We start from the raw sequence: 24,998 nt of genomic DNA on the forward strand, positions 1-24,998 counted from the left end.
CCATGCTCGGCGTACACATCCTGCTCGCGGTCGGCCTGGCGGCCTTCGTCGATGCGCTGAGCCCGCTCGGCGTGCTCGCGGCCTTCGTCGTCATCCACTTCGCGCTGCGCCTGGCGAGCGACCTGCTCGGCCTGCGCCGCTACGTGTGCCGCCTGGAGTACGGGACCCGCTTCGCCTTCTGGTTTGCCGCCGAGATCTTCAAGGCCAGCATCGACGTCGCCCGCATCGTGCTGGGGCGCACGGTCGATCCGCAGCCGGCGATCATCCGCATGCGGCTGGCCCGGCACGACGAGCGCGTCGCCACCCTGCTCGGCTGCCTGCTCACGCTCACACCCGGCACGCTGGCGATGGACTATGCCCCCGAGACCGGCGTGATGTACATCCACGCCATCGACGCCGACGATGCGGACGCGGTCGAAGCCGGCGTGCGCGAAATCGAACGCCGCCTGCTCGCCTGGCTGGATGCGGGCGAGCCCCGGCCGACCACGACGACCGACGGAGACCAAGCATGATGAGCGAAATTGCCGGCGCCGCCTGGGTGCTGCCGCTGACCTTCGCGCTGCAGGGCATCGGCGCCGTGCTCGTGCTGGTGCGCCTGGTGCGTGGCCCGCACGCCACCGATCGGGTGGTGGCAATCGACGCCCTGACCCTGCTCGGCATCGGCGTCATCGCCCTGCTCGCGCTGTCGACCGGCGAAGCGATGCTGCTCGACGCCGCGGTGGTGCTCGCCCTGGTGTCCTTCCTCGGCACCACCGCCTTCATCCTGATGTTCCGTCGCCGCGGCCGCGGCGCCGACGAGAGCGTGACCTGGGTCGATCGCCCGCCCGCGGACGAGCCCGCCGCCCTCAACCCCAAACCGCTGGAGGACAAGGCATGACCGAAGGCTTCCTCGCCTGGCTGGCATCGGCCCTGCTGCTGCTCGGCAGCCTGATCGGACTGGTGGGCGCGATCGGCGTGCTGCGCCTGCCCGACAGCTACACCCGGATGCACGCCGCAAGCAAGGCCGGCGCGCTGGGTGCCGCGCTGATCCTGGGTGGGGTGGCGGCCGCGAGCAGCGGTGCCTTCGCGCTCGCGGCGATGTTTGCGCTCGTCATCGTACTCGCCACCGCACCGCTCGCCGCGCATGCCATGGGGCGCGCCGCGCACCGTTCCGGGCTGACACCGCGAACCGGCGCGCTTGGCGACGAGATGGCGCGCGACCGCGATGAGGAACTCGCGAAGAGGCCGCGCCCGGCCACGCCCGGCGCGGCCTCAACCGAGGCGGACCGAGGCTGAGGCCGCGCCGGGCGTGGCGCGGCCTCGTGCTGCGGGGCGGCGCCCTCCCACGAAAACGCACTACAAGCTATCGCTTTCCTCAAGAGCGCCTGCCAGCGCGCGCGGAGGATGGGATGCTCAGAAGCGCTCGTCGTCGCGCAGAAAGCGCCACTGCCCGAGCGGCAGGTCGCCCAGCTTGACGTGGCCGATGCGCACGCGCTTGAGACCCACCACCTTCAGGCCCACCAGCTCGCACATGCGCCGGATCTGGCGCTTGCGGCCCTCGCGCAACACGAAGCGCAACTGATCGTCGTTGATCCATTCGACCTGTGCCGGCCGCAGCGGGCGATCGTCCAGCCACAAGCCGTGGTTCAGCAGGGCGAGGCCGTTCTCGGCCAGCTCGCCTTCCACCCGCACCAGGTATTCCTTGTCCACCTTGGAGTCATCGCCGATCAACTGGCGCGCGACGCGGCCATCCTGGGTGAGCACCAGCAGGCCGGTGGAGTCGATGTCCAGCCGCCCGGCGGGGGCGAGGTTCTTGAGGTGGCTGGGGTGGAAGCGCTGCGCGCTGTCGCGGTCGAACTGGTTGTCGGCGCCGATCAGGCTCACCGCCGGCGCGTAGCCCGGCTCGGGCTGGCCGGACACGTAGCCGACCGGCTTGTTCAGCAGCACGGTGACCCGTTGCTGCTGCTGGCGCGTGGCCTCGGGCGCGAGCGTGACGCGCGCATCGGGGTCGATGCGGGTGCCCAGCTCGGACACCCGGCGGCCCTCGACGAAGACCCAGCCACGCGCGATGTATTCGTCGGCCTCCCGCCGCGAGCACAGGCCGCGCTCGGCCATCACCTTGGACAGGCGCACTCCCTCGGGGGGCGGGCTCGCGGGCGCGGCCGGGACATCCGGCACCGCCTGCGCGCCAGGAGCCGCGACCGCGGCGGGCGCGGCGCGGCGCGCGGCCTCGTTGCTGCGCGTGAGTTTCGCCCTGGGCGCGGTGCGGGCCGGCTCAGCGCCATCATCGCCGCTGCGCGGGCGCAGCTTGAGGGTGCCTTCGATGCGGGAAGGTGCGGGAGTCGGGGGGGTTCGGCGTACGGCGTTCAAGAGCGTTCCTCGGTCCGTGGCGCGGACGGACGACTGGGGCCAAAGGCGGGGGCGGCGGCGGGGCCTGTTGCGTGCGGCGCTTCACCGACCGGGGCGCCGTCGCCCTCAGGCATGCCGTCAAAGGTGCTCCAGCCCCGCTCGCGACCGGTCGGCGGCAGTTCGTCACGCAAGGCGACGTGTTCGTGCAGGTGAGCCTTGGCGATGAAGTGGGCGGTGATCGGCGCGGTCAGGAACAGGAACACGCTGATCAGGACCTCGTGGATCGACAGCCTACCCTCGATGCCGAGAAAGTACAGCATCGAGGCGAGCAGCGCGCCGCCCACGCCCAGTGTGGTCGCCTTGGTCGGTCCATGCAGGCGGGTGAGCAGGTCGGGCAGCTTGACCAGGCCGATCGAGCCCACCAGCGCGAAAAGGCCGCCGAGCACGATCAGTGCCGAGATCAGCAGTTCTAGCAGGAATGTCATGGCCGCCTCACTCGATGACGTCGCCGCGCAGGATGAAGCGGCAGTAGGCGACGGTGGAGATGAAGCCGAACATCGCGAACAGCAGCGCGGCCTCGAAGAACACCGTGGTGCGCTGCTGGATGCCGAACAGGATGATCAGCGCAATGACGTTGATCACCATGGTGTCGACCGCCAGCACACGGTCCATCAGCGAGGGCCCGCGCAGCAGGCGCCACAGGTTGAGCAGCAGGGCGACCGAAACCGCGGCATAACCGAAGTTGAGGGCATGTTCGATCACGGGAAGATCTCCTTCAGGCGCGCCTCATAGCGCGCCTTCATCTGGCGCACGGCCTCTTCGGCATCGGGCGCATCGAGACAATGCACCAGCAGACTGCGGCCGTCGGCCGACAGATCGCAGGACACGGTGCCGGGGGTCATCGTGATGGTGCCGGCGAGCACGGTGATCGCCTCCGGCGAGCGCAGCTCCAGCGGCAGCGTGACCCAGCGCACATGCAACTGGTCGGCGCGCCGGAACAGGATCAGGCGCGCGACCTGCACATTGGCCACGACCACGTCCCAGGCCACCAGGGCCATGTACGAGAAGGCCTTGCCATAGGCCTTCACCGGCGGCCGTTCGGGCCAGAAGCTGCTGGTGGCGATCGGGATGATCAGGCCCAGCAGCAGGCCCATCACCAGGCCACCGATGCTGAGGCTGTTGAGCAGCAGCATCCACAGGGTGACGAGCACGAGCGTCAGCAGCGGGTGCGGCAGCCAGCGCTGGACGAAGCTGCGCGGGTCCGTATCGGGTCTGTCGGCCATCAGTGCACGCCTCCTGTCGTGCCGAGCACCGCGTCGATGTAGCCTGCCGGCGTAAACACCTGTGCCGAGGCGAGTTCGAGCCAGGCGTGGACCGGGCCGGCGAACACCGTCAGCGCCGCCAGCCCGGTCAGCAGTCCGCCAACCGCAACGATGGGCAACACCGGCGCCGGCCGGCGCAGCGGTGACGCCGGCGCCTCGAGCGCATGACTCTTCCAGAACACCAGGCTGCCGCCACGTGCGAAGCCGATGATGGCGAGCAGCGAGGTCGCCAGGATCAGGGTCCAGAACCAGCCCGCCTGCGGATGGCTGCGCACCGCGTCGAGGACCAGCAGCTTGCCGAGAAAGCCCGACAGCGGCGGCATGCCGGTGACGGCGATCGCGGCGGCGAAGAACAGGCCGGCGATCAGGCTTCCCTGAGCGAAACGCGGCGCCTGCGCGAGGCGGTCCCGATGCACGCCGCGGCGCTCGGCGACCAGGTCCGCGATCAGGAACAGGGCGGCCGCGCCGAGGGTGGAATGCAGCAGGTAGTACAGCGCCGCGCTCATCGCCTGCGGGGTGAACACCGCCACCGTGGCCAGCAGCATGCCCATCGAGCCGATCACCGCGAAGCTCGCCATCTGCCCCAGGCTGCGTGCGGCGAACACGCCGGTCATGCCCAGCACCAGGGTCAGCAGGCCGGCAGGCAGCAGCCAGGGCGCAGCGAGCCAGGCCGCCTCGCCGGCGTCGGCGCCGAAGGCGAGCACATACAGCCGGATGATCGAATAGGCGCCGACCTTGGTCATGATGGCAAACAGCGCCGCCACCGGGCCCGGCGCATTGGCATAGGTGCCAGGGAGCCAGAAATGCAGCGGCACCAGCGCCGCCTTGACGCCGAACACCAGCAGCAGCAGCACCGCGCCGGTCTGCAGCAAGGCCTGGTCGGCCGGGGCCACCTGCGGCACCTTGAGCGCCAGGTCGGCCATGTTGAGCGTGCCGGTGACGCTGTAGATGAGGCCGACGCCGATCAGGAAAATCGAGGAGCCGACGAGGTTGGTCACCACGTACTGCACGCCGGCCTTCATCCGCAGGCCGCCGCCGCCATGCACCATCAGCCCGTAGGAGGCGATGAGCAGAATCTCGAAGAACACGAACAGGTTGAAGAAGTCGCCGGTCAGGAAGGCGCCGTTGAGGCCCATGAGCTGGAACTGGAACAGCGGGTGGAAATGCTTGCCGCGCTCGTCCCAGCCGCCGATGGCATACACCAGCACGCCCAGGCCGAGGGCCGCGGTCAGCACCAGCATCAGGGCCGCCAGGCGGTCGAGCACGAGCACGATGCCGAAGGGCGCCATCCATTCGCCGAGCGCGTAGGCGCGGATGGCGCCATCGCTCGCCATCGCCAGCAGCACCAGGCCCACGATCAGCAGCAGCACGGTGGACAGCACCGAGAACACACGCGACAGCACGCTGTCGTGGCGGGCGGCGACGACCAGCAGCGCGCCGAGCACGGCCGGCAGCAGGATGGGCAGGATCAGCCAGTGGTTCATGCGCTCTCCTCGACGGCGGCGGCCGGACGGACGGCATCGCCCTGCTTGCGACCGAGCAGCTTCCAGTCGTCGTCACGCGCCTCGGGCGACGCATCGCCCGGCAGGTCGACGTGGTCATTGCCGGTCTCGAGGTAGGCGCGCAACGCCATCACCACGATTACCGCGGTCATGCCGAAGGAGATCACGATCGCGGTCAGCACCAGCGCCTGCGGCAGCGGATCGGTATAGGCCAGCGCATCGGCGCTGATCACCGGCGGCCGATTCACCACCAGGCGGCCGGTGGCGAACAGGAACAGGTTGGTCGCATAGGTCAGCAAGGTCAGGCCGATCACGACCGGAAAGGTGCGTGCGCGCAGCACCAGATAGACGCCGGCGGCGGTCATTGCGCCGATCGCGGTGGCGATGAGGAACTCCATCAGCTGTACTCCTTGGCCGCAGGGGCGCTCGGGTCGACGTCCATCGCCATCTTGTTGACCGGGCGCTGGCCGGTCCAGCGTCCCATGCGGGACAGGTTGGCGAGCGCCAGCATCACCGCGCCGACGACGGTCAGGAACACCCCGGCATCGAAGGCCATCGCGCTCGCCAGCTCGAACTCACCGACCAGCGGCAGGTGCACATGGGTGAAGGCCGAGGTGAGGAAGGGGCGGTCGAGCACCATGGCGGCGATGCCGGTCGCCGCCGCGACCAGCACGCCCGCACCGATCATGGCGTGGTACTTCACCCGCACCCGCTTCGCCGCCCAGCCGAAACCGCTCGCCATGTACTGCATGATCAGCGCGATCGACACCACCAGCGCGGCGATGAAGCCGCCACCGGGCTGGTTGTGGCCGCGCAGGAAGATGTAGGCGCCGACCAGCAGCGCCAGCGGCAGCATCACGCGGGTGGCGACCACCATGATGATTGGGTGGCGGTCGACCGACACCGGCAGATCCGGCGTCCACGCGCTGAGACGGCGGGCGACGCGGCCATGCAGCGCCCCATCGAGGAGCGCGTAGATGGTGAGCGCGGCGATGCCGAGCACGATGATCTCGCCGAAAGTGTCGAAACCGCGGAAGTCGACCAGGATCACGTTCACCACGTTGGTGCCACCCCCGCCGCCGACCGAGTTCTCGAGGTAGTAGGACGACAGCGAGTTGCCGTCGCGGGTCATCATCGCCCAGCTCACGCCCGCCATGCCCACACCCGCGACCAGCGCCAGCACCCCATCACGCAGGTGGCGCAGGGGGTCGGCGCGCACGGTGGAGCTCACCGGGCTCTCCTTGGGCAGGAAGTAGAGCGCGAGCAGGATCAGGATGACGGTGGTGACCTCGACCGAAATCTGCGTCAATGCCAGGTCGGGCGCGGACAGGTAGATGAAGGCCAGACACACGATCAGCCCCACCGTGCCCACCACCAGCACCGACAGCAGGCGCTTGCGGAAGAACACCACGGTTAGCACGCAGCCGCCGAGCAGCAGCGCCCAGGCCACCACCGCCACCGGCTGCGCCGGCATCAGCGTGCGCGTGCCGGCCTCGTGCGGTGCGCCGGCAAAGGCGATGAAGCCGGCCACGGCCATCGCCCCGATCGCAAACGCCAGGTAGCGCTGCAGCGACCCGTTGTGCAGGCCGTGGGTGAGGCGCTGCGCCCGCGCCAGCGCGCCACCGATCGCCGCGTCGAACATCGCCTTCGCCTCGGGGTGCGGGCCGGCCTGCCACAGGGCGCGCACGCGCGGGTAGTGGTGCAGCGCCGTGAGGCCCACCACCAGCGCGATCCCCGACAAGGCGAGCGCCGGCGTGAAGCCGTGCCACAGCGCGAGGTGATAGTCCATCAGCTCGCCCCCCGTCACCGCGCGCGACACGATCGCCACCAGCGGCCCGGCCATGGTGTCGGGGAACAGCCCGATCAGCACCACCAGCACCACCAGCAGGGCCGGCGGCAGCCACATCCCGGCCGGCGGGTCATGCGGGGTGTGCGGGTAGTCGCTGCGCGGCGGACCGAAGAACACATGCACGATGTAGCGGAAGGAATACGCCACCGAAAAGCAGGCCGCGAGCGTCGCCAGCGCCGGCACCAGCCAGGCCTGGCCGAGCCAGGCGGTGTCGACCGCCTCGTGCAGCATCATCTCCTTCGACAGGAAGCCGTTGAGCGGCGGCAAGCCGGCCATCGAGGCCGCGGCGACCATCGCCAGCGTCGCGGTGAGCGGCATCAGGTGCAGCAGCCCGCCGAGGCGCGGGATGTCGCGTGTGCCGGCCTCGTGGTCGACGATGCCGGCGTTCATGAACAGGGCGGCCTTGAAGGTGGCGTGGTTGAGGATGTGGAACACTGCCGCCACCGCCGCCAGCGGCGTGCCGAAGCCAAGCAGCATGGTCACCAGGCCGAGGTGGCTGACGGTGGAGTATGCGAGCAGGCCCTTGAGGTCGTCCTTGAACAGCGCGATCACCGCGCCGAGCAGCATGGTGACCAGGCCAGTGGTGGCGACGATGTAGAACCACTCGGTGGTGCCGGCCAGCACCGGCCACATGCGCGCCAGCAGGAAGATGCCTGCCTTCACCATGGTCGCCGAATGCAGGTAGGCCGACACCGGCGTCGGGGCCGCCATCGCATGCGGCAGCCAGAAGTGGAAGGGGAACTGGGCGCTCTTGGTGAAGCACCCGGCGAGGATCAGCAGCAGCGCCGGCAGATAGAGCGGCGAGGCCTGGATCGCCTCCTTCTGGCGCAGGATGTCGCTCAGGTTGTAGGAGCCGGCGATGTCGCCCAGGATCAGCATGCCGGCGATCATCGCCAGCCCGCCCGCGCCGGTGACCGTGAGCGCCATGCGTGCGCCCTGGCGGCCCTCGGGCAGGTGCTTCCAGTAGCCGATGAGGAGGAAGGACGACAGGCTGGTCAGTTCCCAGAACACCAGCAGCAGCAGGACGTTGTCCGACAGCACGATGCCCACCATCGCGCCCTGGAAGAGCAGCAGATAGCTGTAGAAGCTGCCCATCGGGTCGTCCTTGGCGAGGTAGAAGCGCGCATAGACGATGATCAGCAGGCCAATGCCCAGGATCAGGCCGGCGAAGAAGAAGCCCAGGCCGTCGAGGAAGAAGCTCGCGCTCAGGCCCAGCGCGGGCAGCCAGTCCCAGGACGCGGTCAGCACCTCGCCGCGGAGCACCGCCGGCGCATGCGACAGCAGCAGGGTGAAGGCGAGCAGGGAGAAGCTGAAGGTGCCGGTCGCGCAGGCATTGCGACCGGCACGCATCATCAGCGCAGGAAACAGCGCGCCGATGAAGGGCAGCAGCACGATCAGGGCAAGGCTCATCTGGGCGTCCGGCAGGGAGGGAGAGAAAAAGGGATGCGAGGGTAACAGGCGGCGGGTCCGGCACCGAGCGGGAAAGGTGCGCAAATCCGCCTGGACAGGCCAGATCCGGCAGGAAGCCGCTGTGTTTCGGCGAAAGTATATATTTGAAGTGGCCCCGTCACCACACGGCACGGTATTTCACTAGGCGAAATCATCCCGCCCGGTTACCATTCGCCCATCGTGCAGGCCGCCCCCGCAGAAGGGGCAGTCCACCGCCTCCACAGCCTGCTCCGCAGCATTTCGAGTCGTCCATCGTTTTACCGAGTCCCGCCGTGTCCGCCACCAAGTCCGATCGTGCCGCCGCCCCGGATGGCAAAGCCTCGATCCAGGTCATCGAGCGCATGATGAAGCTGCTCGACGTGCTCGCCCAGCACGCCGATCCCGTGCCGCTCAAGCAGCTCGCACTGGAGACCGGGCTGCACCCGTCGACCGCGCACCGCATCCTGGCCGCCATGACGCACACCGGCTTCGTCGAACGCTCCGAGGCTGGCGTCTATCGCCTCGGCATCCGTCTGCTCGAACTGGGCAGCCTGGTGAAGTCGCGCATCTCGCTGCGCGAGACGGCCATGCCCTACATGCTGAAGCTGCACGCCACCACCGGCGAGAGCGTCAACCTGGGGGTGCGGACGGGCGACGAGATCGTCTATGTCGAGCGCACCTCGAGCGGGCGTGCCTCGGTGCGCGTGGTGCATATCGTCGGCGCGCGCGCGCCCCTGCACACGACCGCGACCGGCAAGCTGTTCCTCGTCGAGGACGGCCTCGAGCGCATTCGCGACTATGCCCGCCGCACCGGCCTGCCGCCGTCCACCTCGGCCTCGATCACGACCCTGCCGGCGCTGGAGAAGGAGCTCGACCGCGTACGCCGCCACGGCGTCGCCTTCGACCTCGACGAGGTCGAAGCCGGCGTGCGCTGCATCGCCGCCGGCATCCACGACGACAGCGGCGAGTTGATCGCCGGACTGTCGCTGTCGACGCCGTCCGAGCGCTTCAACCCCGATTGGGCGCCGCTGGTGCGCGACACCGCCGAGGAGATCTCGCGCGCGCTGGGTTACCTGCCTGCGCGCAAGGAAGCCTGACGCGCCGGACGCCTTGCGGCCGCCTCAGCCGCCGGCGCGTTGCGGCGCGATCGCCACGCGCTGGGCCGTGCTCTGCTCGAGCCACTTGCGCACACGCTTGGCGTCGGCCGTGCGGGTATAGCGGCCGCTCGAATCCATCAGCACCATCACCACCGGCTGTTGATGCAGCCAGGTCTGCATGACCAGGCAGCGCCCGGCCTCGGAGATGTAACCCGTTTTTGACACGCTGATCGCCCACTCCGGGCTGCGCACCAGGCCATTGGTGTTGCCGAAACGCAGCGAGCGCCCGCGCACGTCTACATAGCGCTCATGCGAGGTCGAGAATTCGCGGATCAGCGGGTAGGACGCCGACGCCGCGACGAGCTTGGCCAGATCCTGCGGACTGGACACGTTGGCGGGATTGAGGCCGGTGCTGTCGTGGAAGCGGGTGGTCCACAGCCCGAGCAGCCTGGCCTTGACGTTCATGGCCGCGACAAAGGCCTGCTCGCCGCCCGGGTAGTTGCGCGCGAGCGCGGAGGCGGCGCGGTTTTCCGACGACATCAGCGCCAGGTGCAGCATCTGCTCGCGCGTCAGCGTGGTGCCCAACGCAAGACGGGACCCTGTACCCTTCAGGCGATCGATGTCGCCCTCGGAGATGGTGAGCGGCTCGCTCAGGCTCTGCCCGGCCTCGAGCACCACGATCGCGGTCATCAGCTTGGTGATCGAGGCGATCGGCAGCACCGTGGCGGCATTGCGCTCGAGCAGCACTTCGCCGGTGTTCTGGTTGATCACGTAGAAGGCACTCGAGCCGAGCACCGGGAAGCCGTTCGCATCGAGGGCGAGCGGACTGTCCTGCTCCTCGCCCAGCACGGCGGCAGGTGCTGCGGCCGCCGCGGCCGCGCCCGGCTTGCGCAGCTTGACCCTGATCTGCTTGGCGGCGGGCTTCTTGGCCACGGCCTTCTTGGCCACGGCCTTCTTGGCGACGGCCTTGTTTGCAGTCGCCTTCTTCGGCGCCGGCTTGGCCGAGACCCTGGGCTTGACCGCTGCCTTCGGCTTGGTCGCGGTAGTCGCCTTGGCCGTCGCCGCGGGCTTGCTCACCGCCGCCTTGGTCGTGGTTTGTGGTTTGCTGGGCGCTGCACCGACCACCCCCGCCTGCAGCGCAAACAGCGCAGCGAGGGTGGCAACGAGGATTCTGGGCTTCATGATGGGCGGCAAGCTCGAAGGTGGCGACGGACCGACTGGCGTTTCGTTTTAAAAATATGCAGATACAGAATGGATTTCAAGTCGTTTCGAAATCTTTTGTGGCATTTTCCCACATCGTGCCGCGGCTGTCCGTCCACGCCTTGGAAAATCCTCACGCCCCGCCTCAGACGATGCGCAGGAAGGCCTTCAGTTCCGCCCTGCGCGCCATCGCATCGTGGTAGCCGAGCTCGATCAGCGCGCGCGTGAAACCGGGCTCGAACAACAGGTAGGACAGCAGGGTCGAGCCCTCGCGCCGCATCGTGCCCAGTCCGCGCAGCACGGTGCGCAGCAGGCGGGGCAGGCTGCCGCCATGACGGCCGGCAATCGTGTCGAGGCGTTGCGAAGGCTGGATCACCAGGGTCTCGATCTGGCGCAAGGGCATGCCCGCCGCCCGGCGCTGCGCCGGGTCGACAAGCCCGAGCGTGTCGTTGATGCGCGCCAGGCGCTCGAGATCGACCGCGAGGGTGTCGAGGAAGATGCTCGACAGCGCGTGACCGGCAATCTGCGCCGGCGAAGGGTAGCGTTCGGCGCGCTGGCGCCCTTCTTCGGCGGTGCGTCCGGCGCCGATCACCAGGATGCGCTCGGCGCCGAGGTGGATGGCCGGGCTCACCGGTGCGAGCTGGCGCATCGAGCCGTCACCGAAGTACTCGCGATGGATCTTGACCGCCGGAAACACGAAGGGCAGCGCGCTGCTTGCCATCAGGTGCTCGATGTGCAACTGGGTGCGCACGCCCATGCGCTGCTCGCGTCGCCAGGGATGGATATCGAGCGAGCCCTGGAAAAAGGCCAGGCTCTCGCCGCTCGAATACCCCGACGCGGTGACGCTGAGCGCATACAGCTCACCGCGCTTGATGGCCTGATCGATGGCGTGGAAATCGAGCACGCGCTCGAGCAGCACCCGCAGCGGGGCATTGTCGAGCAGTGAACGCGGCGTCTGCCGCAGCAACCAGCCCCCGAACAGCGCCGAGCCCCAGTGCAGGCCGCTGCCCAGCAGGGCCGGCGCATCGACCCGATACACCTGATCGACGTGCAGGTTGCGCCAGATGCGCTCGATGTGCCTGACCGCGCGATTGAAGTCGACAACGTGCGAGGCGAGCGCGGCAGCATTGATGGCGCCCGCCGAGGTCCCGCACAGGATGGGAAAGGGATTGCCGGCACGCGCGCCGCGCAGTTCGCGGATGGCACTGAGCACGCCCACCTGATAGGCGGCACGCGCGCCGCCACCGGTCAGCACCAGCGCCGCCCGCCCCTCTTGCATCGCCATCCGCCCTGCCCCCGGTCACGTCCTGCCGCCAGCATGGGGCAGGACGTGACCGGCAGGCAAGGGCCAGGGGCGACGCTCAGCCGGCCGCGCCCGCCTGCCCGGCCTCGACCACGGTGAGCGCGGTCATGTTGATGATGCGGCGCACGGTGGCCGAGGGCGTCAGGATGTGCACCGGCTTGGCCGCACCGAGCAGGATCGGGCCGACCGTCATGCCCTCGCCCGCCGCGTTCTTGAGCAGGTTGAAAGCGATGTTGGCCGCGTCCAGCGTCGGGAAGATCAGCAGGTTGGCATCCTCGCGCATCTTGGCGTTGGGGAAGATCTGCAGGCGGTGCCTGGCGTCGAGCGCCGAATCGCCGTGCATCTCGCCCTCGACCGCCAGCTCGGGATGCTGCTCGTGCAGCATGCGCAGCGCCGTGCGCATCTTCTCGGCGGTCGGCGAATCGGCCGAGCCGAAGGACGAGTGCGACAGCAGCGCGACGCGCGGCTCGACACCGAAGCGCTTCATCTCCTCGGCCGCCAGCAGCGTCATTTCCACCACCTGCGCCGGCGTGGGGTCGTAGTTGACGTAGGTGTCGGCAAGGAACAGCGTGCGCCCGGGCAGGCTCAACAGGTTGACCGTGTACAGGTTGTCGACGCCCTCGGCGCGGCCGAGCACGGTCTCGACGAACTCGCGATGCAGGCGATGCATGCCGTAGGTGCCGCAGATGAGGCCGTCGCCGTAGCCGAACTTGAGCAGCAGCGTGCCGATCAGCGTGGTGCGGCGGCGCACTTCCTTCTTCGCATATTCCACCGACACGCCGCGGCGCTCCATCAGCGCGTGATAGTGCTGCCACAGCTCGTTGAAGCGTGGATCCGAATCCGGGTTCACCAGCTCGTAGTCGCGCTCGGCCGCCATGCGCAGGCCGAAGCGTTCGATGTTGCCCTTCACGATGTCGGGCCGGCCGATCAGGATCGGACGCGCCAGGCCCTCGTCGACCACCTGCTGCACCGCGCGCAGCACCTTCTCGGACTCGCCCTCGGAGAAGATGATGCGCTTGGGCGCCATCTTCGCCGCGGCGAACACCGGCTTCATGATCAGGCCGGAATGCCACACGAAGTTGTTGAGCTGGCCGCGGTAAGCGTCCCAGTCGCTGATCGGCCGCGTGGCCACGCCCGAGCTCATGCCGGCCTCGGCCACCGCGGGCGCGATCTTGACGATCAGGCGCGGGTCGAAGGGGCGCGGGATGATGTATTCGGGGCCGAAACCACCCACCTTCTCACCGTAGGCGGCGGCGACGATGTCGCTCTGCTCGACGCGCGCGAGCTCGGCAATCGCCTTCACCGCGGCGAGCTGCATCTCGTCGGTGATCGTGGTCGCGCCCACATCGAGCGCGCCACGGAAGATGAAGGGGAAGCACAGCACGTTATTGACCTGGTTCGGATAGTCCGAACGGCCGGTGGCGATGATGGCGTCGCTGCGTACCTTCTTCACCTCGTCGGGCAGGATCTCGGGTGTGGGGTTGGCGAGCGCGAGGATGAGCGGATTGGGCGCCATCTTCGCCACCATGTCGCCCTTGAGCACGCCGCCGGCCGACAGGCCGAGGAAGACGTCGGCGCCCTCGATGATCTCGGCGAGCTTCCTGGCGTCGGTCTTCTTCGCGTAGCGCGCCTTGATCGGGTCCATCAGCGTGCTGCGGCCCTCATAGACCACGCCCTCGATGTCGGTGATCCAGATGTTCTCGACCGGCACGCCGAGCTTGACCAGCAGGCCGAGGCAGGCGAGCGCGGCCGCGCCCGCGCCGGAGGTCACCAGCTTGACCGACTTCAGGTCCTTGCCCTGCAGGTGCAGGCCGTTCAACACGGCCGCGCCGACCACGATGGCGGTGCCGTGCTGGTCGTCGTGGAAGACCGGGATCTTCATGCGTTCGCGCAGCTTCTGCTCGATGTAGAAGCACTCGGGGGCCTTGATGTCCTCGAGGTTGATGCCGCCGAAGGTGGGTTCGAGGGCGGCGATCATGTCGATCAGCTTGTCGGCGTCGGGCTCGTCGATCTCGAGGTCGAAGACGTCGATGCCGGCGAACTTCTTGAACAGCACGCCCTTGCCCTCCATCACCGGCTTGGCCGCGAGCGGGCCGATGTTGCCCAGGCCGAGCACCGCGGTGCCGTTGGTGACCACGCCGATCAGGTTGGAGCGTGCGGTGAGCTCGGCCGCCTGCGCCGGGTCCTCGACGATGGCGTCGCAGGCCGCGGCCACGCCGGGCGAGTAGGCGAGCGACAGGTCGCGCTGGTTGGACAGCACCTTGGTGGGCGTCACCGAGATCTTGCCCGGGCGCGGATAGCGGTGATAGTCGAGCGCGGCCGCGCGGATCAGTTCGTCCATTTTTGTCTTCCCCTCTCGTCTGGTAATAGTGTTGCCCTCGTGCGCCGGCCATGGCGCCTCGGCGCCCGAGAGCATACCGCGAAACCGCATTTTACCGCATTGCGAAAACAAAAACTGCGATGTGAAAAATACGTATATTACTTCGATCAATCTTCATGATAGACACCCAGGCGCTGATCGGAAGCAGCCGACCATGGCATAATTATGAGCTTTCGCAGCCCGCCGGCCAGGCAGCACCCTGCATCCGCGATGGCCGACCGACGGGGATGGTTTCGCATCACAGCACGGGAGAGCTGTACACATGTCTCAGAACCACGCCCAGGCGGCCATTGCGGCCGCCCCTGACTACGTCCGCCACGAAGGTCTCAAGAAGTGGGTCGGCGAAATCGCTGCGCTGACCGAGCCCGACCGCGTGGTCTGGTGCGACGGCTCGCAGGAAGAATACGACCGCCTGTGCGCCGAGATGGTCGAGTCGGGCATGCTGATCAAGCTCAACCCGGAAAAGCGCAAGAACTCCTACCTCGCCTGGTCCGACCCCTCCGACGTCGCCCGTGTCGAGGACCGCACCTTCATCTGCTCGCGCGACAAGGCCGACGCCGGCCCGACCAACAACTGGGAAGACCCGGCGGTGATGCGCGAGACGCTCAACGGCCTGTTCAAGGCCTCGATGCACGGCCGTACGATGTACGTGATCCCGTTCTCGATGGGCCCGCTCGGCAGCCCGATCGCCCACATCGGCGTCGAGATCTCGGACAGCCCCTACGTCGTCACCAACATGCGCACCATGACGCGCATGGGCCGTGGCGCGATCGAGGTGCTCGGCAGCGACGGCGAGTTCGTGCCCTGCGTGCACACCGTCGGCGCCCCGCTCGCCCACGGCGAGAAGGACAGCCGCTGGCCGTGCAACCCGACCACCAAGTACATCGTGCATTACCCCGAGACGCGCGAGATCTGGTCCTACGGCTCGGGCTACGGCGGCAACGCCCTGCTCGGCAAGAAGTGCTTCGCGCTGCGCATCGCCTCCACCATGGCGCGTGACGAAGGCTGGCTGGCCGAGCACATGCTGATCCTCGGCGTCGAGTCGCCGCAGGGCGAGAAGACCTACGTCGCTGCCGCCTTCCCGTCGGCCTGCGGCAAGACCAACTTCGCCATGCTGATCCCGCCGAAGACCTTCGACGGCTGGAAGATCACCACCGTCGGCGACGACATCGCCTGGATCAAGCCCGGGCCCGATGGCAAGTTCCGCGCCATCAACCCCGAATACGGCTACTTCGGCGTCGCCCCCGGCACCTCCGAGAAGACCAACTTCAACGCCATGGCCACGTTGAAGGAAAACATCATCTTCACCAACGTCGCGCTGACCGACGACGGCGACGTGTGGTGGGAAGGCATGAGCAAGCAGGCCCCCGCCCACCTCGTCGACTGGCAGGGCAAGGACTGGACGCCCGAGATCGCCGCCGAAACCGGGCGCAAGGCCGCCCACCCCAACGCGCGCTTCACCGCCCCCGCCAGCCAGTGCCCGTCGATCGACCCGGCCTGGGAAGACCCCGCCGGCGTGCCGATCTCGGCCTTCATCTTCGGCGGCCGCCGCGCCACCACCGTGCCGCTGGTGTATCAGGCCTTCAACTGGAACTTCGGCGTGTACATGGCCTCGACCCTGGGCTCCGAGACCACCGCCGCCGCCTTCGGCGCACAGGGCGTGGTGCGCCGCGACCCCTTCGCGATGCTGCCCTTCTGCGGCTACCACATGGGCGACTACTTCAACCACTGGCTGCGCATGGGCCACGTCGTCGAGGACACGCCCAAGATCTTCTGCGTGAACTGGTTCCGCATGAACGACAAGGGCGAATTCATGTGGCCCGGCTTCGGCGAGAACATGCGCGTGCTTAAGTGGATCGTCGAACGCTGCCAGGGCAAGGTCCAGGCCAAGGAGACGGCGCTCGGCTGGATGCCGCGCTTCGAGGATCTCGACTGGACCGGCGCCGACATCAGCCGCGAGGCGTTCGAGGCCCTGACCAAGGTCGACGCCGACGCCTGGCGCACCGAGCTCAACTCGCACAAGGAGTGGTTCGACAAGCTGCAGGACCGCCTGCCGCGCCAGCTTGTGCTCAAGCGCGAGCTGTTCGAGCTGGCGCTCAACACCGACTGAGCCCTGCCCCTCGCCCGACCGAAAAGGCGCCGCCGGTCGGCGCTTTTTCTTTTCGACCCCGTAGCCTCGCGTACCCGCCCGACACGCACCCAGGAGCCCGCCATGCCCATGCTCTCCCGCCGCGCCGCCGACATCCAGCCCTTTCACGTCATGGAGCTGCTGCGCCGGGCGCGCGAGCTCGAGGCGCAGGGGCGGGACATCATCCACATGGAGGTGGGCGAGCCGGATTTCGCCACGCCGCAGCCCATCATCGAGGCGGCGACGCGCTTCATAGCCGGTGGGGACGTGCATTACACCCCGGCGCTCGGCCTGCCCGCCCTGCGCGAGGCCATCGCGCGCTTCTACCACGATCACCTCGATGCCGAGGTCGCGCCCGAGCGCATCATCGTCACCGCCGGCGCCTCGGGCGCGCTGATGCTGGCCCTGGCGGCGACCACCGACCCCGGCGACGAATGGCTGCTGCCCGACCCCGGCTACCCCTCCAACCGCCACCTGGTGCGCGCCTACGAAGGGGTGGCACGCGCGCTGCCGGTGGATGCGCAGACGCGCTACCAGCCCACCCCCGCCCAGGTCGACGCCGCCTGGGGCAACCGCAGCCGCGGCCTGATGGTGGCCACGCCCTCCAACCCGACCGGCACGCTGCTCGACATCGACGAGATTGCTGCACTGCATCAGGTCACCCACCGGCGCAGCGGGCTGTTGCTGGTGGACGAGATCTACCAGGGCCTGAGCTACGGGGTGGACGCGGCCACTGCGCTGTCGAACCCTATCCTCAATGCGGCGGACGACGTCTTCGTGGTCAACAGCTTCTCCAAGTATTTCGGCATGACGGGCTGGCGCCTGGGCTGGCTGGTGGCCCCGCCCGCCTATGTGCGCGAGATCGAGAAGCTGGCGCAGCACTTCTTCATCTCACCTTCGTCACCGGCGCAGCACGCCGCACTGGCGGCCTTCGCGCCGGGCACGCTGGAGATCCTGGAAGCGCGGCGGGCCGAATTCGCCGCGCGGCGCAACACCTTGCTGCCGGCCCTGCGCGACATCGGTTTCACCATCGCCACCGAACCGCAGGGCGCGTTCTACATCTACGCCGACATCTCGCCGCTGGCGGACGACTCCGAAGCCCTGGCACGGCGCCTGATCGAGGAGGCGGGCGTCGCAGCCACGCCGGGGCTCGATTTCGGCCACCATCTGCCGCGCCGCCACCTGCGCATCGCCTACACGACACGCAAGGAACGCCTGCTCGAGGCCGTCGAACGCATCAGCGCCCTGCGCGCCTGAAAAGGCGGCAGGGCGCTGAGCCGGAGTGCTGAAGTGCGCGCTGGCGCAGGCGCGCCGCGCGCTGGCGGGTCAGCTCGCCTGTTCGAGGCTGGTACGCGTGGTGTCGCGGCCGGCGATCGTCATCAGGCGCTTCTTCAGCGCCATGACCTTGCGCGTATACCGTGCCTTCGGATCCTTCAGCGCGCCGTTGTAGTACTGCAACGCACGCTGCAGGCTGCCGTAGCGCTGCAAGCCTTCATGCAGCACCAGCGTGCCGACGCGGACATTGACCTCGGGGTCGAACAGCACGTTCTTGCCGCGATGGGGGGCGATCTTGTCCTGGTGGTAGCGCGGGATGACCTGCATCAGGCCTTGTGCGCCCATGTTGCTGACCGCACGCGGATTGAAGCTGGACTCGACGGCCATGATGGCGACGATCAGCAGCGGGTCGAAGCCGAGCTCCTGCGCCGAGGCCTCGGCCGCGGCCAGGGCGGGCACGATCGTGGTCTCGGAGACGCGGTAGGTGTCGGTGATCCAGTCCCGCACCTTGGCCATCTCGAGCGACAGCTCGCCCTCGTCCTGGGCGAAGGGATCCTCCGCCAGCGCGGCCAGGCCCTTGACCTCGAGCTTCACCGGGCTATGCACGATGCGCGGCGCCGGCTCGACCGGCGTGAGCGCGCTCACCGGCGGCACCACGCGATCGGTGGCCGTCGCCGTCATCGCGAGTTCGGCCGCCGTGGGCGTGATCGCGGTCGGCTCTTCAGCCGCAAGCGAGAAAGTTTGCTCGAACTGCAGGCGCGTCCAGTCGCCATCGGTCGCCACATGGGCCATGCCCATCAGACCGAGTGAAAGAACCCCTGCATGTGCCACGCTGAGCGCGACACCGCCCGCCTGACGCGCGAGCGCGTTGAATCGAGTTGCGTGTTTCATGGTGTCCTCCGTGCTGTGGCCTGAGCTGCTGCCATGACCCTGCCCGGCTGGGGCTGTGGGTCGGCGCTGCCGGTTGGGACAGCGCGCACGTCGCGCGGCGGATGGGCCACGTCGGCGGGCATGCAGGCTCGGTCGCCAGTAGGTGTTCAAGCCCATCGCCGCAACCAGACGACGGACCCCGCGGTGCGAGCGTCCATGAAACTGTCACCAACCCTCGGGAGGGCGGCGCCGCACCGTGATTAATAAAAATGTTGCAACGCAACACCGGGCGAATTCTATGCGCGGACAAACATTTTGTCAAAACTTGACATGGGAATGCGCGCCTGCCCGTCTGTCATTGCCGCTGGAAAGCAGGCTTGCGAGCCGACTCCAGTCGAAGAACGGACCGGGATCGGTCTTGCGCCCGGGGGCGATATCCGAGTGCCCGACCACGTCGGCGATCGGGAAACGCGCCCGCAGGGCGCCGATCAGCCGCGCCAGCGACGCGTACTGTGCTGCTTCGAAGGGCTGCGTGTCACAGCCTTCGAGCTCGATGCCGATCGAGAAATCGTTGCAGGCTTCGCGCCCCTGCCAGCACGACACGCCGGCATGCCAGGCCCGGCGCGCGGGATCGACGAAACACAGCGTCTCGCCATCGCGGCGGATGAAGTAATGCGCCGACACACGCAGCTGGTGAATGGTGGCGTAATAGGGATGAGCGTCGGGGTCGAGCGTGTTGGTGAACAGTTGCTCGACGCCCGGCCCGCCGAACTCGTCCGGTGGCAGGCTGATCGCATGCACCACGATCAGGCTCACGGCCACGCCGGCCGGGCGCGCATCGTGGTTGGGCGACGCGCACGTGCGCAACGCCAGCTGCGCCAGTTCCTCGACCGGCACCCCGCACCTCTGCTGAAGATCTCGAATCACGCCACACTCAGCCTTTCACATTCTCAGCGCCGGGTATCGACGTAGCCGATGCTGGCCTGCGGCGCACTGTTGATCACATCCCAGCCCACCGTCGCCGCACCGTTCTGGAAGGTACGCCCGACGCCGAGGTCGAGGCCGACACGGTTCATCATCGGGTAGTAGTTCGCCCCCACCGAGGCCACGGTACGGTCTTCGCGGTCGCTCGACAGCACCTTGACCGACAGGCCCGGGCCGCCGCCGCCGAAATTGTAGTTGATGCCGAACATCACGGCGGGGTCGGCCTGCGCGGTGGTGGCGGCAAGGGCGAGGATCGAGGCGGTGAGCAGCTTCTGCATCGGGGTCATCTCCTGGTCGGTTCTCGGAAAGGTCGCGCGACTGACGCGCGCCGAACAATGACCCCGGTGATGAAGAAAAGTTGGCAGCGGAGGGGCAATGCGGCGCTGCAGACCGCTTTACGGCCGAAACACCTCGATGCCCACTCCATCCACATGACGATAATGGCGATCGTTCGCTGTCAGCAGATCGAGGCCCCGTTCGAGCGCGGTCGCTGCGATCAACGCATCCGCCATCTGCATGGAATGAGAGAGCGCATACTGCTCGACGAGAAAGCAGGCACGCGCGGAGATGGCCTCATCCACCTGCACCACTCTCGCCGACCAGAAGGACAAGGCTTGCCGGAGGACACGTAACTCGCCCTTGTCACGCACCCCCTGCACGAGCTCCATATAGGTGACGGCCGAGACCAGGAAACCAGGCATCCCATCCAGGCGATCTGCCGCCCGCGCGTTGCCGCGCAGGTTCCAGATCAGGACATCCGTGTCGACCAGCATCACGGCAAGGCTCTGGGCTGTCGCAGCTTCCGTACCGCTTCGTCTACAACGTCCTGCCGATCAGCCCACAAACCGAACGCGGGGTTGCGCGACGGACGCCCCTGCCCATCCACCTCTTCCGAACGCATCAAGACGGCCCTCACCTGCCCTCGGCTGGTGATCGTCACACGCTCACCGCGATCCGCCGCCGCGAGCACCGCTGCCGTGTGCAAACGCAAATCCCTGATCGTCGCCTCCATGACCATCTCCTTGTTTCACAAACACGTGAACACTAGAACAGGAAGCGCAGTCGCACAAGGCATGCACCGCACGGGCACCTCGCGCGCCCAACACTGCCACGGTGACAAGAGAAGTCCGGAGCGAAACCGCACTCAACGCCGAGGGGGCACTCGGCGATGGCCACGAGGCTCGTCGCTCGGGCAGGCAGCGCGGCATGTGCAAACGCGCCCGATTCTGCCGCCTTGAGGATGGCCGAATCCAGTGGTTCGGAATCGTGTCCCATATTTCCACGCTTCACCCTCGACCACCGCCTGCTGCGTCGGAAGCTCGGTACGCTCGCCAGATGCGATCAACGCGTGGTCGAGCAGGGACTCGGCGCACTACTCGCCTTGGACGACTCGCCGGTCGGCGTATGAAAGATCGGCCCCTGGCGTTGCCGGCTTCACGGCTCGCGATAGGGACGCGCACGCGGCCTTCCTTCCGAGGCTGCGGAACTCGCCCTGCGGGCTCGGACAGTCCTCGCCTCTCCAGGAACACCGCGCACACATCCTGGAATCGTTGTCGCCGCTCAACGCGGGGAAGAGTTGGGTCTGTCCCCAATGGCACTACCTCAATAATTATTCTTTTTTTATCAATGAGATAGTGATGGGCTGAACACCTCTGGCGCTATGATTCGGTTGTCGAAGCCGTGATTCAAAGCGCTGGAGGGTCAGCCCCAATGGATGTTAGCAAGAAAGCTCGGCTCACCGGGCAGGTGCGCCGGTTTCGGGCACGCTTTGCACAGCACGTGCAAGGGACCCTCGGCGAGGTGATTCCTCGTCAGTGGCTGATCGAGCGGATCGCGCAAGAATTCGGGCGTTGGCGCGAACGGCTGTATGGGCCGCTGACGACCCTGGCGCTTTTCATCGAACAGGTGCTCGGTGCCGACCACAGTTGCCAGGACGCGGTGGCCCGAGGCGTCAGTGCACGAGTAGCGTTGGGCCAACGGCCCGGCAGTCTGAATACCGGTCCGTACTGCAAGGCGCGCGCACGGTTGCGGCTCCCGTTCATCGATCGGCTCGGACGCGAGGTGGGTGCGCGGCTCAGCGCTGGCCAACCAGCGGCCTGGTTGTGGCGCGGCAGACCGGTGAAGCTGGTCGACGGGACGACCGTGTCGATGCCCGATACGGCGCCCAATCAGGCGCGCTTCCCGCAGAACCGCGAACAGAAGCCCGGCTTGGGCTTTCCGCTGGCGCGACTGGTTGCCATCGTGTCGCTGTCGTGCGGGGCGGTGCTCGAGTGGGCGTGTGGACCGTGCGAGGGCAAAGAGACGGGCGAGACGGCGTTGATGTGGGCGCTGGCTCAGCAGCTTCGGCCCGGCGACGTGGTGATCGCCGACCGCTGTTACGCAGGTTATTTCATGATCGCCAGATTGATGCAGTTGGGCATCGACGTGGTCATTCGACAGCACCAGCGCCGACACAGCGACTTTCGTTGCGGCCGGCGCTTGGGCGTGCGAGATCACGTGGTGAGTTGGCCGCGGCCCAAGCGCCCGCCCTGGATGAGTGAAGCCGATTACGCCCTGATGCCCGACACGCTGCTCATGCGCGAGGTGCGCGCCGGCGGCTGGACGCTGATTTCCAGTCTGCTCGACGCCCATGCCGTGGCCAAACACGAACTGGTCGCGCTCTATCGGGCGCGCTGGCAGGTCGAGTTGGACCTGCGCTCGATCAAGGCTGTCATGCAGATGGACGTGCTGCGCTGCAAGAGCCCGCAGATGGTGGAAAAGGAGATTGCCGTTCACCTGCTCGCCTACAACCTGGTACGTGCGGTCATGGCCCAGGCGGCGCAACTCGGGCACGTGCTGCCACGCGAGCTCAGCTTCAAGGGCGCGCTGCAATTGCTGCGCGCCTTCGAGGAGACGCTGCGCCATTGTCCTCGCGGCCGCTTGGGCGTCTGTCGCGCATCTCTGCTCGCCGGCATCGCCCAAATGCGGCTGCCTCATCGGCCTGGACGTGTTGAGCCTCGCGCCGTCAAGCGACGACCAAAGCCACGCCGACTACTCACGCAGCCCCGGCAGGAAGTGCGCCACGAGCTTCTCAAGAAACGACATATGCATGACATGGCGCTCTTAAGGTAGTGCCATTGGGGTCTGTCCCCTGTTTCCAATTTCCCAAGGTATCGAGCGACGCCATGCCCCGTCCGTTGAAAACGCAGTAAACGCAGTAAACGACGAAACGGGCCCGAAGGCCCGTTCTTACTTTCAAACCTGTCCAGATAACAGATTAGAAGGTGTGACGCACGCCGACAGTGAAGACGTCGGAGTCGTCGCCAGTGTTGCTCGTGTTGGTCGGAACCAGACCGAACTTCGAGGCATTGCTGTCGTTCTCGGTGCGGTTGAAGCCCACATAACCAGTCGTGCGCTTGGACACAGCGTGCGTGTAGACCAGCGAGTAGCTCTTGGCGCCAGCCTTGTTCTGGTTGTCGTAGTCGACTTCGCCGTAAGCGACATGGACGTTGCCAGCAGCGCCAACCGGAACAATCACGCCAACTTGCCACAGATCTGCGTCTTCATCGCGGGCATTGCGCAGCGACTCAGCATCTTGGTACGAAGCGGCAAGCGTAACGACACCGAAGTCGTAGCTACCACCGATACCCCACTCCTTCTGCTTGCTGTCGCGACGCGGAGTAGCGGAACCAAAGGTGTCACCCTTGGCCTGGTGATAAACAGCACCAGCCTTGATCGGGCCATTAGCGTATTCAGCACTCAGACCCCAAGCGTCGTCGTAGCTCGGCTTGGCACCATCGGCACCAGTCGTGGTGCTCGGCGTCGCACGCGTCACTTCGTTGCCACGAGCAGCCCAGATGGCGCGGACCGTCAGACCCGAGAACGAGCCGGTGTAGGCCAGCGAGTTATCCCAACGGGCGGCGCTGTTTGGGGTGATGGTCATGCCAGCAGCATTCGAAAGGATCGACTGCGGCGAAACGTAGGCACCCAGAACGGCATCGTAGTTGAAGAAGTAGCCAGGAGCGTACTGACGGCCGAGGCTGGCGGTACCGAAGGCGCCGCTGAGGCCAACGTAAGCCTGACGCGAGAAGACGGAATCGCCATCGGTCGAATCAGCGCTGGTCGCGTATTCGGGGGTCAGGCTCGTACCAGCACCACCAACGGCCGGCGAAGCCACGCCATTACCGATGTCGAAACCCTGCTCCAGCACGAAGACACCCTTCAGGCCGTTGCCCAGGTCTTCGGTGCCACGGAAGCCGATGCGGCTACCCGACAGCACGCCGCTCAGCACGCCGCGGAAGTCGGTATCGCCATGCTCGCCGTAGGCAAGACCGGCATCGACCACACCGTAGACGGTCACGTTCGACTGAGCGAAGGCCGGGGCCGAAACGAGGCCAGCAACAGCCAGCGCGATCAGTTTCTTCTGCATATGTTTCTCCTCAAATTTGAAGTTGAGACCGCGGCACCTGCCTCGGCCCTACTCACCTCTCTGGCGAGAAGTTGAGGCGATTCTGCAAACCTGCCGCCGGCCTTGCAAGCATGACAACGCGAAAACGCCACATTCCGGGCTTTGCTGTTGCGGACGTGCAACAGAACGGCCGTTCAGCGCCGCGCATCGAGCCGCGGCAGGGCCGTATTCCATGCCAACAGCTTCTCGTCCGCCGTCACCAGCGTCGCGCTACGCACGACCGCAGAGGCGGCGATGAAGCGGTCCGCAGGGTCGAGATGCAGGTCGGCGAATCCCGCCGCCGCAAGCGCAATGCGGCCATCGAGCGCAATCTCGACCAGCCCGGCGCCCAGCAGGCCTGCCCGCCAGCTTTCAACAGCAAGCGGCAGGACGATGCGGCCCTTCTCTACAAGCATCGCGCATTCCCAGAAGCTGATCGCGCTGACCGCGACCTCGCCCGCGGACCACGCCTGCCCGATGCGCGCGCGCGCCTGCGGGCCGAGCGCGGCATCGTCGGCATCCATCCAGATGAGCACATGCGTATCGAGGACGATCACGACAAGGCCTCCCAGTCCTCGTCGGCGACCGGCGACACGATGTCGCCCAAGATGCGCACGCCCGGGTGCAGCCCGAAAGGCGACGATGCCCGCGCGCCCTGATAGGGATGCAGCTCGGCGACCGGCTTGCCGTTCTTGGTGACGACGAGGATCTCGCCGGAAGCCGCCACCTGGTCCATCAGGGCGAGGCAGCGAGCCTTGAATTCGGAGGCCTGGATGGTTTGCATGGTCGTACTCCCTGGACAATAGATGACCATGATCATGACCATGGTTGCACATGAGATCAAGCCCAATCCACCATCCCGGATACAGACGCTTGCCGCACCGCCTAAAGTAGCTACTATGGACT

General features: G+C 67.3%; 24 protein-coding genes and 1 pseudogene. 7 read left to right on the forward strand and 18 right to left on the reverse strand.

Features of this window, described 5'->3' with window-relative positions; all coding sequences use genetic code 11:
• Positions 1 to 2: 2 nt before the first annotated feature.
• The 3 genes from ACMV5O_RS01200 to mnhG are packed head-to-tail and all read left to right on the forward strand — an operon-like array spanning position 3 to position 1,275.
• The gene (locus ACMV5O_RS01200) at positions 3 to 512 is read left to right on the forward strand and encodes a Na+/H+ antiporter subunit E (protein WP_416161749.1); all 510 of its coding nucleotides are present in this window, start codon (positions 3 to 5) and stop codon (positions 510 to 512) included.
• Positions 509 to 877, forward strand: a complete 369-nt coding sequence (locus ACMV5O_RS01205) for a monovalent cation/H+ antiporter complex subunit F (protein WP_324537795.1) — start codon at positions 509 to 511, stop codon at positions 875 to 877. The genes ACMV5O_RS01200 and ACMV5O_RS01205 overlap by 4 nt, the downstream gene beginning before the upstream one ends.
• Positions 874 to 1,275, forward strand: coding sequence for a monovalent cation/H(+) antiporter subunit G (gene mnhG / locus ACMV5O_RS01210; protein ID WP_324537796.1), 402 nt, complete (start codon positions 874 to 876; stop codon positions 1,273 to 1,275). Before ACMV5O_RS01205 ends, mnhG begins: the two co-directional genes overlap by 4 nt.
• 117 nt (positions 1,276 to 1,392) lie before the next feature.
• On the opposite strand, the gene ACMV5O_RS01215 is transcribed toward mnhG, so the two are convergent.
• The 7 genes and pseudogenes from ACMV5O_RS01215 to ACMV5O_RS01245 all read right to left on the reverse strand — a co-directional run bounded on the left by ACMV5O_RS01215 (position 1,393) and on the right by ACMV5O_RS01245 (position 8,411).
• Positions 1,393 to 2,349, reverse strand: coding sequence for a pseudouridine synthase (locus ACMV5O_RS01215; protein ID WP_416161750.1), 957 nt, complete (start codon positions 2,347 to 2,349; stop codon positions 1,393 to 1,395).
• Positions 2,346 to 2,813 carry a Na+/H+ antiporter subunit G gene (locus ACMV5O_RS01220; RefSeq protein WP_416161751.1) on the reverse strand — a complete coding sequence of 156 codons (468 nt, stop codon included), beginning with the start codon at positions 2,811 to 2,813 and terminating at the stop codon, positions 2,346 to 2,348. The genes ACMV5O_RS01215 and ACMV5O_RS01220 overlap by 4 nt, the downstream gene beginning before the upstream one ends.
• 7 nt (positions 2,814 to 2,820) lie before the next feature.
• Entirely contained in the window at positions 2,821 to 3,090 is a 270-nt protein-coding gene (locus ACMV5O_RS01225; RefSeq protein WP_324537799.1) for a K+/H+ antiporter subunit F, read from the reverse strand.
• Complete coding sequence (locus tag ACMV5O_RS01230) at positions 3,087 to 3,611, reverse strand: Na+/H+ antiporter subunit E (protein WP_416161752.1); 525 nt, start codon at positions 3,609 to 3,611, stop codon at positions 3,087 to 3,089. The genes ACMV5O_RS01225 and ACMV5O_RS01230 overlap by 4 nt, the downstream gene beginning before the upstream one ends.
• Entirely contained in the window at positions 3,611 to 5,134 is a 1,524-nt protein-coding gene (locus ACMV5O_RS01235) for a monovalent cation/H+ antiporter subunit D (protein WP_416161753.1), read from the reverse strand. The genes ACMV5O_RS01230 and ACMV5O_RS01235 overlap by 1 nt, the downstream gene beginning before the upstream one ends.
• Before the next feature lie 104 nt (positions 5,135 to 5,238).
• Positions 5,239 to 5,550: pseudogene (locus tag ACMV5O_RS01240) on the reverse strand (Na+/H+ antiporter subunit C); the annotation flags it as partial.
• The gene (locus ACMV5O_RS01245) at positions 5,550 to 8,411 is read right to left on the reverse strand and encodes a monovalent cation/H+ antiporter subunit A (protein WP_416161754.1); all 2,862 of its coding nucleotides are present in this window, start codon (positions 8,409 to 8,411) and stop codon (positions 5,550 to 5,552) included. The gene ACMV5O_RS01245 and the pseudogene ACMV5O_RS01240, both read right to left, overlap by 1 nt.
• A 311-nt stretch (positions 8,412 to 8,722) precedes the next feature.
• Here ACMV5O_RS01245 and ACMV5O_RS01250 point away from each other — a divergent pair, with 311 nt between their 5' ends.
• Positions 8,723 to 9,526, forward strand: a complete 804-nt coding sequence (locus ACMV5O_RS01250; protein ID WP_416161755.1) for an IclR family transcriptional regulator — start codon at positions 8,723 to 8,725, stop codon at positions 9,524 to 9,526.
• 24 nt (positions 9,527 to 9,550) lie between these two features.
• Here ACMV5O_RS01250 and ACMV5O_RS01255 read toward each other — a convergent pair whose 3' ends face one another.
• The 3 genes from ACMV5O_RS01255 to ACMV5O_RS01265 form a co-directional block, all read right to left on the reverse strand.
• Positions 9,551 to 10,708, reverse strand: coding sequence for a serine hydrolase (locus ACMV5O_RS01255; RefSeq protein ID WP_416161756.1), 1,158 nt, complete (start codon positions 10,706 to 10,708; stop codon positions 9,551 to 9,553).
• A gap of 163 nt (positions 10,709 to 10,871) precedes the next feature.
• A complete protein-coding gene (locus ACMV5O_RS01260; RefSeq protein WP_416161757.1) occupies positions 10,872 to 12,011 on the reverse strand; it encodes a patatin-like phospholipase family protein in 1,140 nt (379 codons plus the stop codon).
• A 76-nt stretch (positions 12,012 to 12,087) separates the two neighbouring features.
• Entirely contained in the window at positions 12,088 to 14,370 is a 2,283-nt protein-coding gene (locus ACMV5O_RS01265; protein ID WP_416161758.1) for an NADP-dependent malic enzyme, read from the reverse strand.
• 301 nt (positions 14,371 to 14,671) lie between these two features.
• Here ACMV5O_RS01265 and ACMV5O_RS01270 point away from each other — a divergent pair, with 301 nt between their 5' ends.
• Both ACMV5O_RS01270 and ACMV5O_RS01275 read left to right on the forward strand, forming a co-directional pair.
• The gene (locus ACMV5O_RS01270) at positions 14,672 to 16,519 is read left to right on the forward strand and encodes a phosphoenolpyruvate carboxykinase (GTP) (RefSeq protein WP_416161759.1); all 1,848 of its coding nucleotides are present in this window, start codon (positions 14,672 to 14,674) and stop codon (positions 16,517 to 16,519) included.
• Positions 16,520 to 16,621: 102 nt separating this feature from the next.
• Complete coding sequence (locus ACMV5O_RS01275; RefSeq protein ID WP_416161760.1) at positions 16,622 to 17,794, forward strand: pyridoxal phosphate-dependent aminotransferase; 1,173 nt, start codon at positions 16,622 to 16,624, stop codon at positions 17,792 to 17,794.
• Positions 17,795 to 17,863: 69 nt separating this feature from the next.
• Here ACMV5O_RS01275 and ACMV5O_RS01280 read toward each other — a convergent pair whose 3' ends face one another.
• The 5 genes from ACMV5O_RS01280 to ACMV5O_RS01300 form a co-directional block, all read right to left on the reverse strand.
• Positions 17,864 to 18,703, reverse strand: a complete 840-nt coding sequence (locus ACMV5O_RS01280; protein WP_416161761.1) for a transglycosylase SLT domain-containing protein — start codon at positions 18,701 to 18,703, stop codon at positions 17,864 to 17,866.
• Positions 18,704 to 19,000: 297 nt separating this feature from the next.
• On the reverse strand, positions 19,001 to 19,579 hold the full coding sequence (gene ampD / locus ACMV5O_RS01285) for a 1,6-anhydro-N-acetylmuramyl-L-alanine amidase AmpD (protein WP_416161762.1): 579 nt from the start codon (positions 19,577 to 19,579) through the stop codon (positions 19,001 to 19,003).
• A gap of 53 nt (positions 19,580 to 19,632) precedes the next feature.
• Positions 19,633 to 19,944 (reverse strand): hypothetical protein, encoded by a 312-nt coding sequence (locus tag ACMV5O_RS01290; RefSeq protein ID WP_416161763.1) that lies wholly within the window; start codon positions 19,942 to 19,944, stop codon positions 19,633 to 19,635.
• Positions 19,945 to 20,061: 117 nt separating this feature from the next.
• Positions 20,062 to 20,439, reverse strand: coding sequence for a type II toxin-antitoxin system VapC family toxin (locus ACMV5O_RS01295; protein ID WP_416161943.1), 378 nt, complete (start codon positions 20,437 to 20,439; stop codon positions 20,062 to 20,064).
• Positions 20,439 to 20,678: a type II toxin-antitoxin system prevent-host-death family antitoxin gene (locus ACMV5O_RS01300; RefSeq protein ID WP_416161764.1), complete on the reverse strand. Its 240-nt coding sequence runs from the start codon at positions 20,676 to 20,678 to the stop codon at positions 20,439 to 20,441. Before ACMV5O_RS01300 ends, ACMV5O_RS01295 begins: the two co-directional genes overlap by 1 nt.
• 698 nt (positions 20,679 to 21,376) lie before the next feature.
• Between ACMV5O_RS01300 and ACMV5O_RS01305 the strand changes: the two genes are divergently transcribed.
• On the forward strand, positions 21,377 to 22,777 hold the full coding sequence (locus tag ACMV5O_RS01305; protein ID WP_416161765.1) for an IS4 family transposase: 1,401 nt from the start codon (positions 21,377 to 21,379) through the stop codon (positions 22,775 to 22,777).
• A 145-nt stretch (positions 22,778 to 22,922) separates the two neighbouring features.
• Here the strand turns inward: ACMV5O_RS01305 and ACMV5O_RS01310 are convergent, their stop codons facing one another.
• From ACMV5O_RS01310 to ACMV5O_RS01320, 3 genes are all read right to left on the reverse strand, one after another.
• Positions 22,923 to 24,074, reverse strand: coding sequence for a porin (locus tag ACMV5O_RS01310; RefSeq protein WP_416161766.1), 1,152 nt, complete (start codon positions 24,072 to 24,074; stop codon positions 22,923 to 22,925).
• Between the two features lie 173 nt (positions 24,075 to 24,247).
• Positions 24,248 to 24,649: a type II toxin-antitoxin system VapC family toxin gene (locus ACMV5O_RS01315; RefSeq protein ID WP_416161767.1), complete on the reverse strand. Its 402-nt coding sequence runs from the start codon at positions 24,647 to 24,649 to the stop codon at positions 24,248 to 24,250.
• Positions 24,646 to 24,876 (reverse strand): type II toxin-antitoxin system Phd/YefM family antitoxin, encoded by a 231-nt coding sequence (locus tag ACMV5O_RS01320; protein WP_012584826.1) that lies wholly within the window; start codon positions 24,874 to 24,876, stop codon positions 24,646 to 24,648. The genes ACMV5O_RS01315 and ACMV5O_RS01320 overlap by 4 nt, the downstream gene beginning before the upstream one ends.
• Between the last annotated feature and the right edge of the window lie 122 nt (positions 24,877 to 24,998).

The organism is Thauera sp. WH-1, assembly GCF_047806685.1.
In the GTDB taxonomy this organism is placed as follows: Bacteria; Pseudomonadota; Gammaproteobacteria; order Burkholderiales; family Rhodocyclaceae; genus Thauera.

Bases quoted from the DNA above. Each gene is read 5' to 3' on its own strand.
- ACMV5O_RS01320 (WP_012584826.1), bottom strand. From the start codon at position 24,876: ATGCAAACCATCCAGGCCTCCGAATTCAAGGCTCGCTGCCTCGCCCTG.
- ACMV5O_RS01245 (WP_416161754.1), bottom strand. From the start codon at position 8,411: ATGAGCCTTGCCCTGATCGTGCTGCTGCCCTTCATCGGCGCGCTGTTT.
- ACMV5O_RS01265 (WP_416161758.1), bottom strand. From the start codon at position 14,370: ATGGACGAACTGATCCGCGCGGCCGCGCTCGACTATCACCGCTATCCG.
- ACMV5O_RS01270 (WP_416161759.1), top strand. From the start codon at position 14,672: ATGTCTCAGAACCACGCCCAGGCGGCCATTGCGGCCGCCCCTGACTAC.
- ACMV5O_RS01295 (WP_416161943.1), bottom strand. From the start codon at position 20,439: ATGCTGGTCGACACGGATGTCCTGATCTGGAACCTGCGCGGCAACGCG.
- ACMV5O_RS01275 (WP_416161760.1), top strand. From the start codon at position 16,622: ATGCCCATGCTCTCCCGCCGCGCCGCCGACATCCAGCCCTTTCACGTC.
- ACMV5O_RS01235 (WP_416161753.1), bottom strand. From the start codon at position 5,134: ATGAACCACTGGCTGATCCTGCCCATCCTGCTGCCGGCCGTGCTCGGC.
- ACMV5O_RS01230 (WP_416161752.1), bottom strand. From the start codon at position 3,611: ATGGCCGACAGACCCGATACGGACCCGCGCAGCTTCGTCCAGCGCTGG.
- ACMV5O_RS01300 (WP_416161764.1), bottom strand. From the start codon at position 20,678: ATGGAGGCGACGATCAGGGATTTGCGTTTGCACACGGCAGCGGTGCTC.
- ACMV5O_RS01260 (WP_416161757.1), bottom strand. From the start codon at position 12,011: ATGGCGATGCAAGAGGGGCGGGCGGCGCTGGTGCTGACCGGTGGCGGC.
- mnhG (WP_324537796.1), top strand. From the start codon at position 874: ATGACCGAAGGCTTCCTCGCCTGGCTGGCATCGGCCCTGCTGCTGCTC.
- ACMV5O_RS01255 (WP_416161756.1), bottom strand. From the start codon at position 10,708: ATGAAGCCCAGAATCCTCGTTGCCACCCTCGCTGCGCTGTTTGCGCTG.
- ACMV5O_RS01310 (WP_416161766.1), bottom strand. From the start codon at position 24,074: ATGCAGAAGAAACTGATCGCGCTGGCTGTTGCTGGCCTCGTTTCGGCC.
- ACMV5O_RS01280 (WP_416161761.1), bottom strand. From the start codon at position 18,703: ATGAAACACGCAACTCGATTCAACGCGCTCGCGCGTCAGGCGGGCGGT.
- ACMV5O_RS01290 (WP_416161763.1), bottom strand. From the start codon at position 19,944: ATGCAGAAGCTGCTCACCGCCTCGATCCTCGCCCTTGCCGCCACCACC.
- ACMV5O_RS01305 (WP_416161765.1), top strand. From the start codon at position 21,377: ATGGATGTTAGCAAGAAAGCTCGGCTCACCGGGCAGGTGCGCCGGTTT.
- ACMV5O_RS01200 (WP_416161749.1), top strand. From the start codon at position 3: ATGCTCGGCGTACACATCCTGCTCGCGGTCGGCCTGGCGGCCTTCGTC.
- ACMV5O_RS01220 (WP_416161751.1), bottom strand. From the start codon at position 2,813: ATGACATTCCTGCTAGAACTGCTGATCTCGGCACTGATCGTGCTCGGC.
- ACMV5O_RS01205 (WP_324537795.1), top strand. From the start codon at position 509: ATGATGAGCGAAATTGCCGGCGCCGCCTGGGTGCTGCCGCTGACCTTC.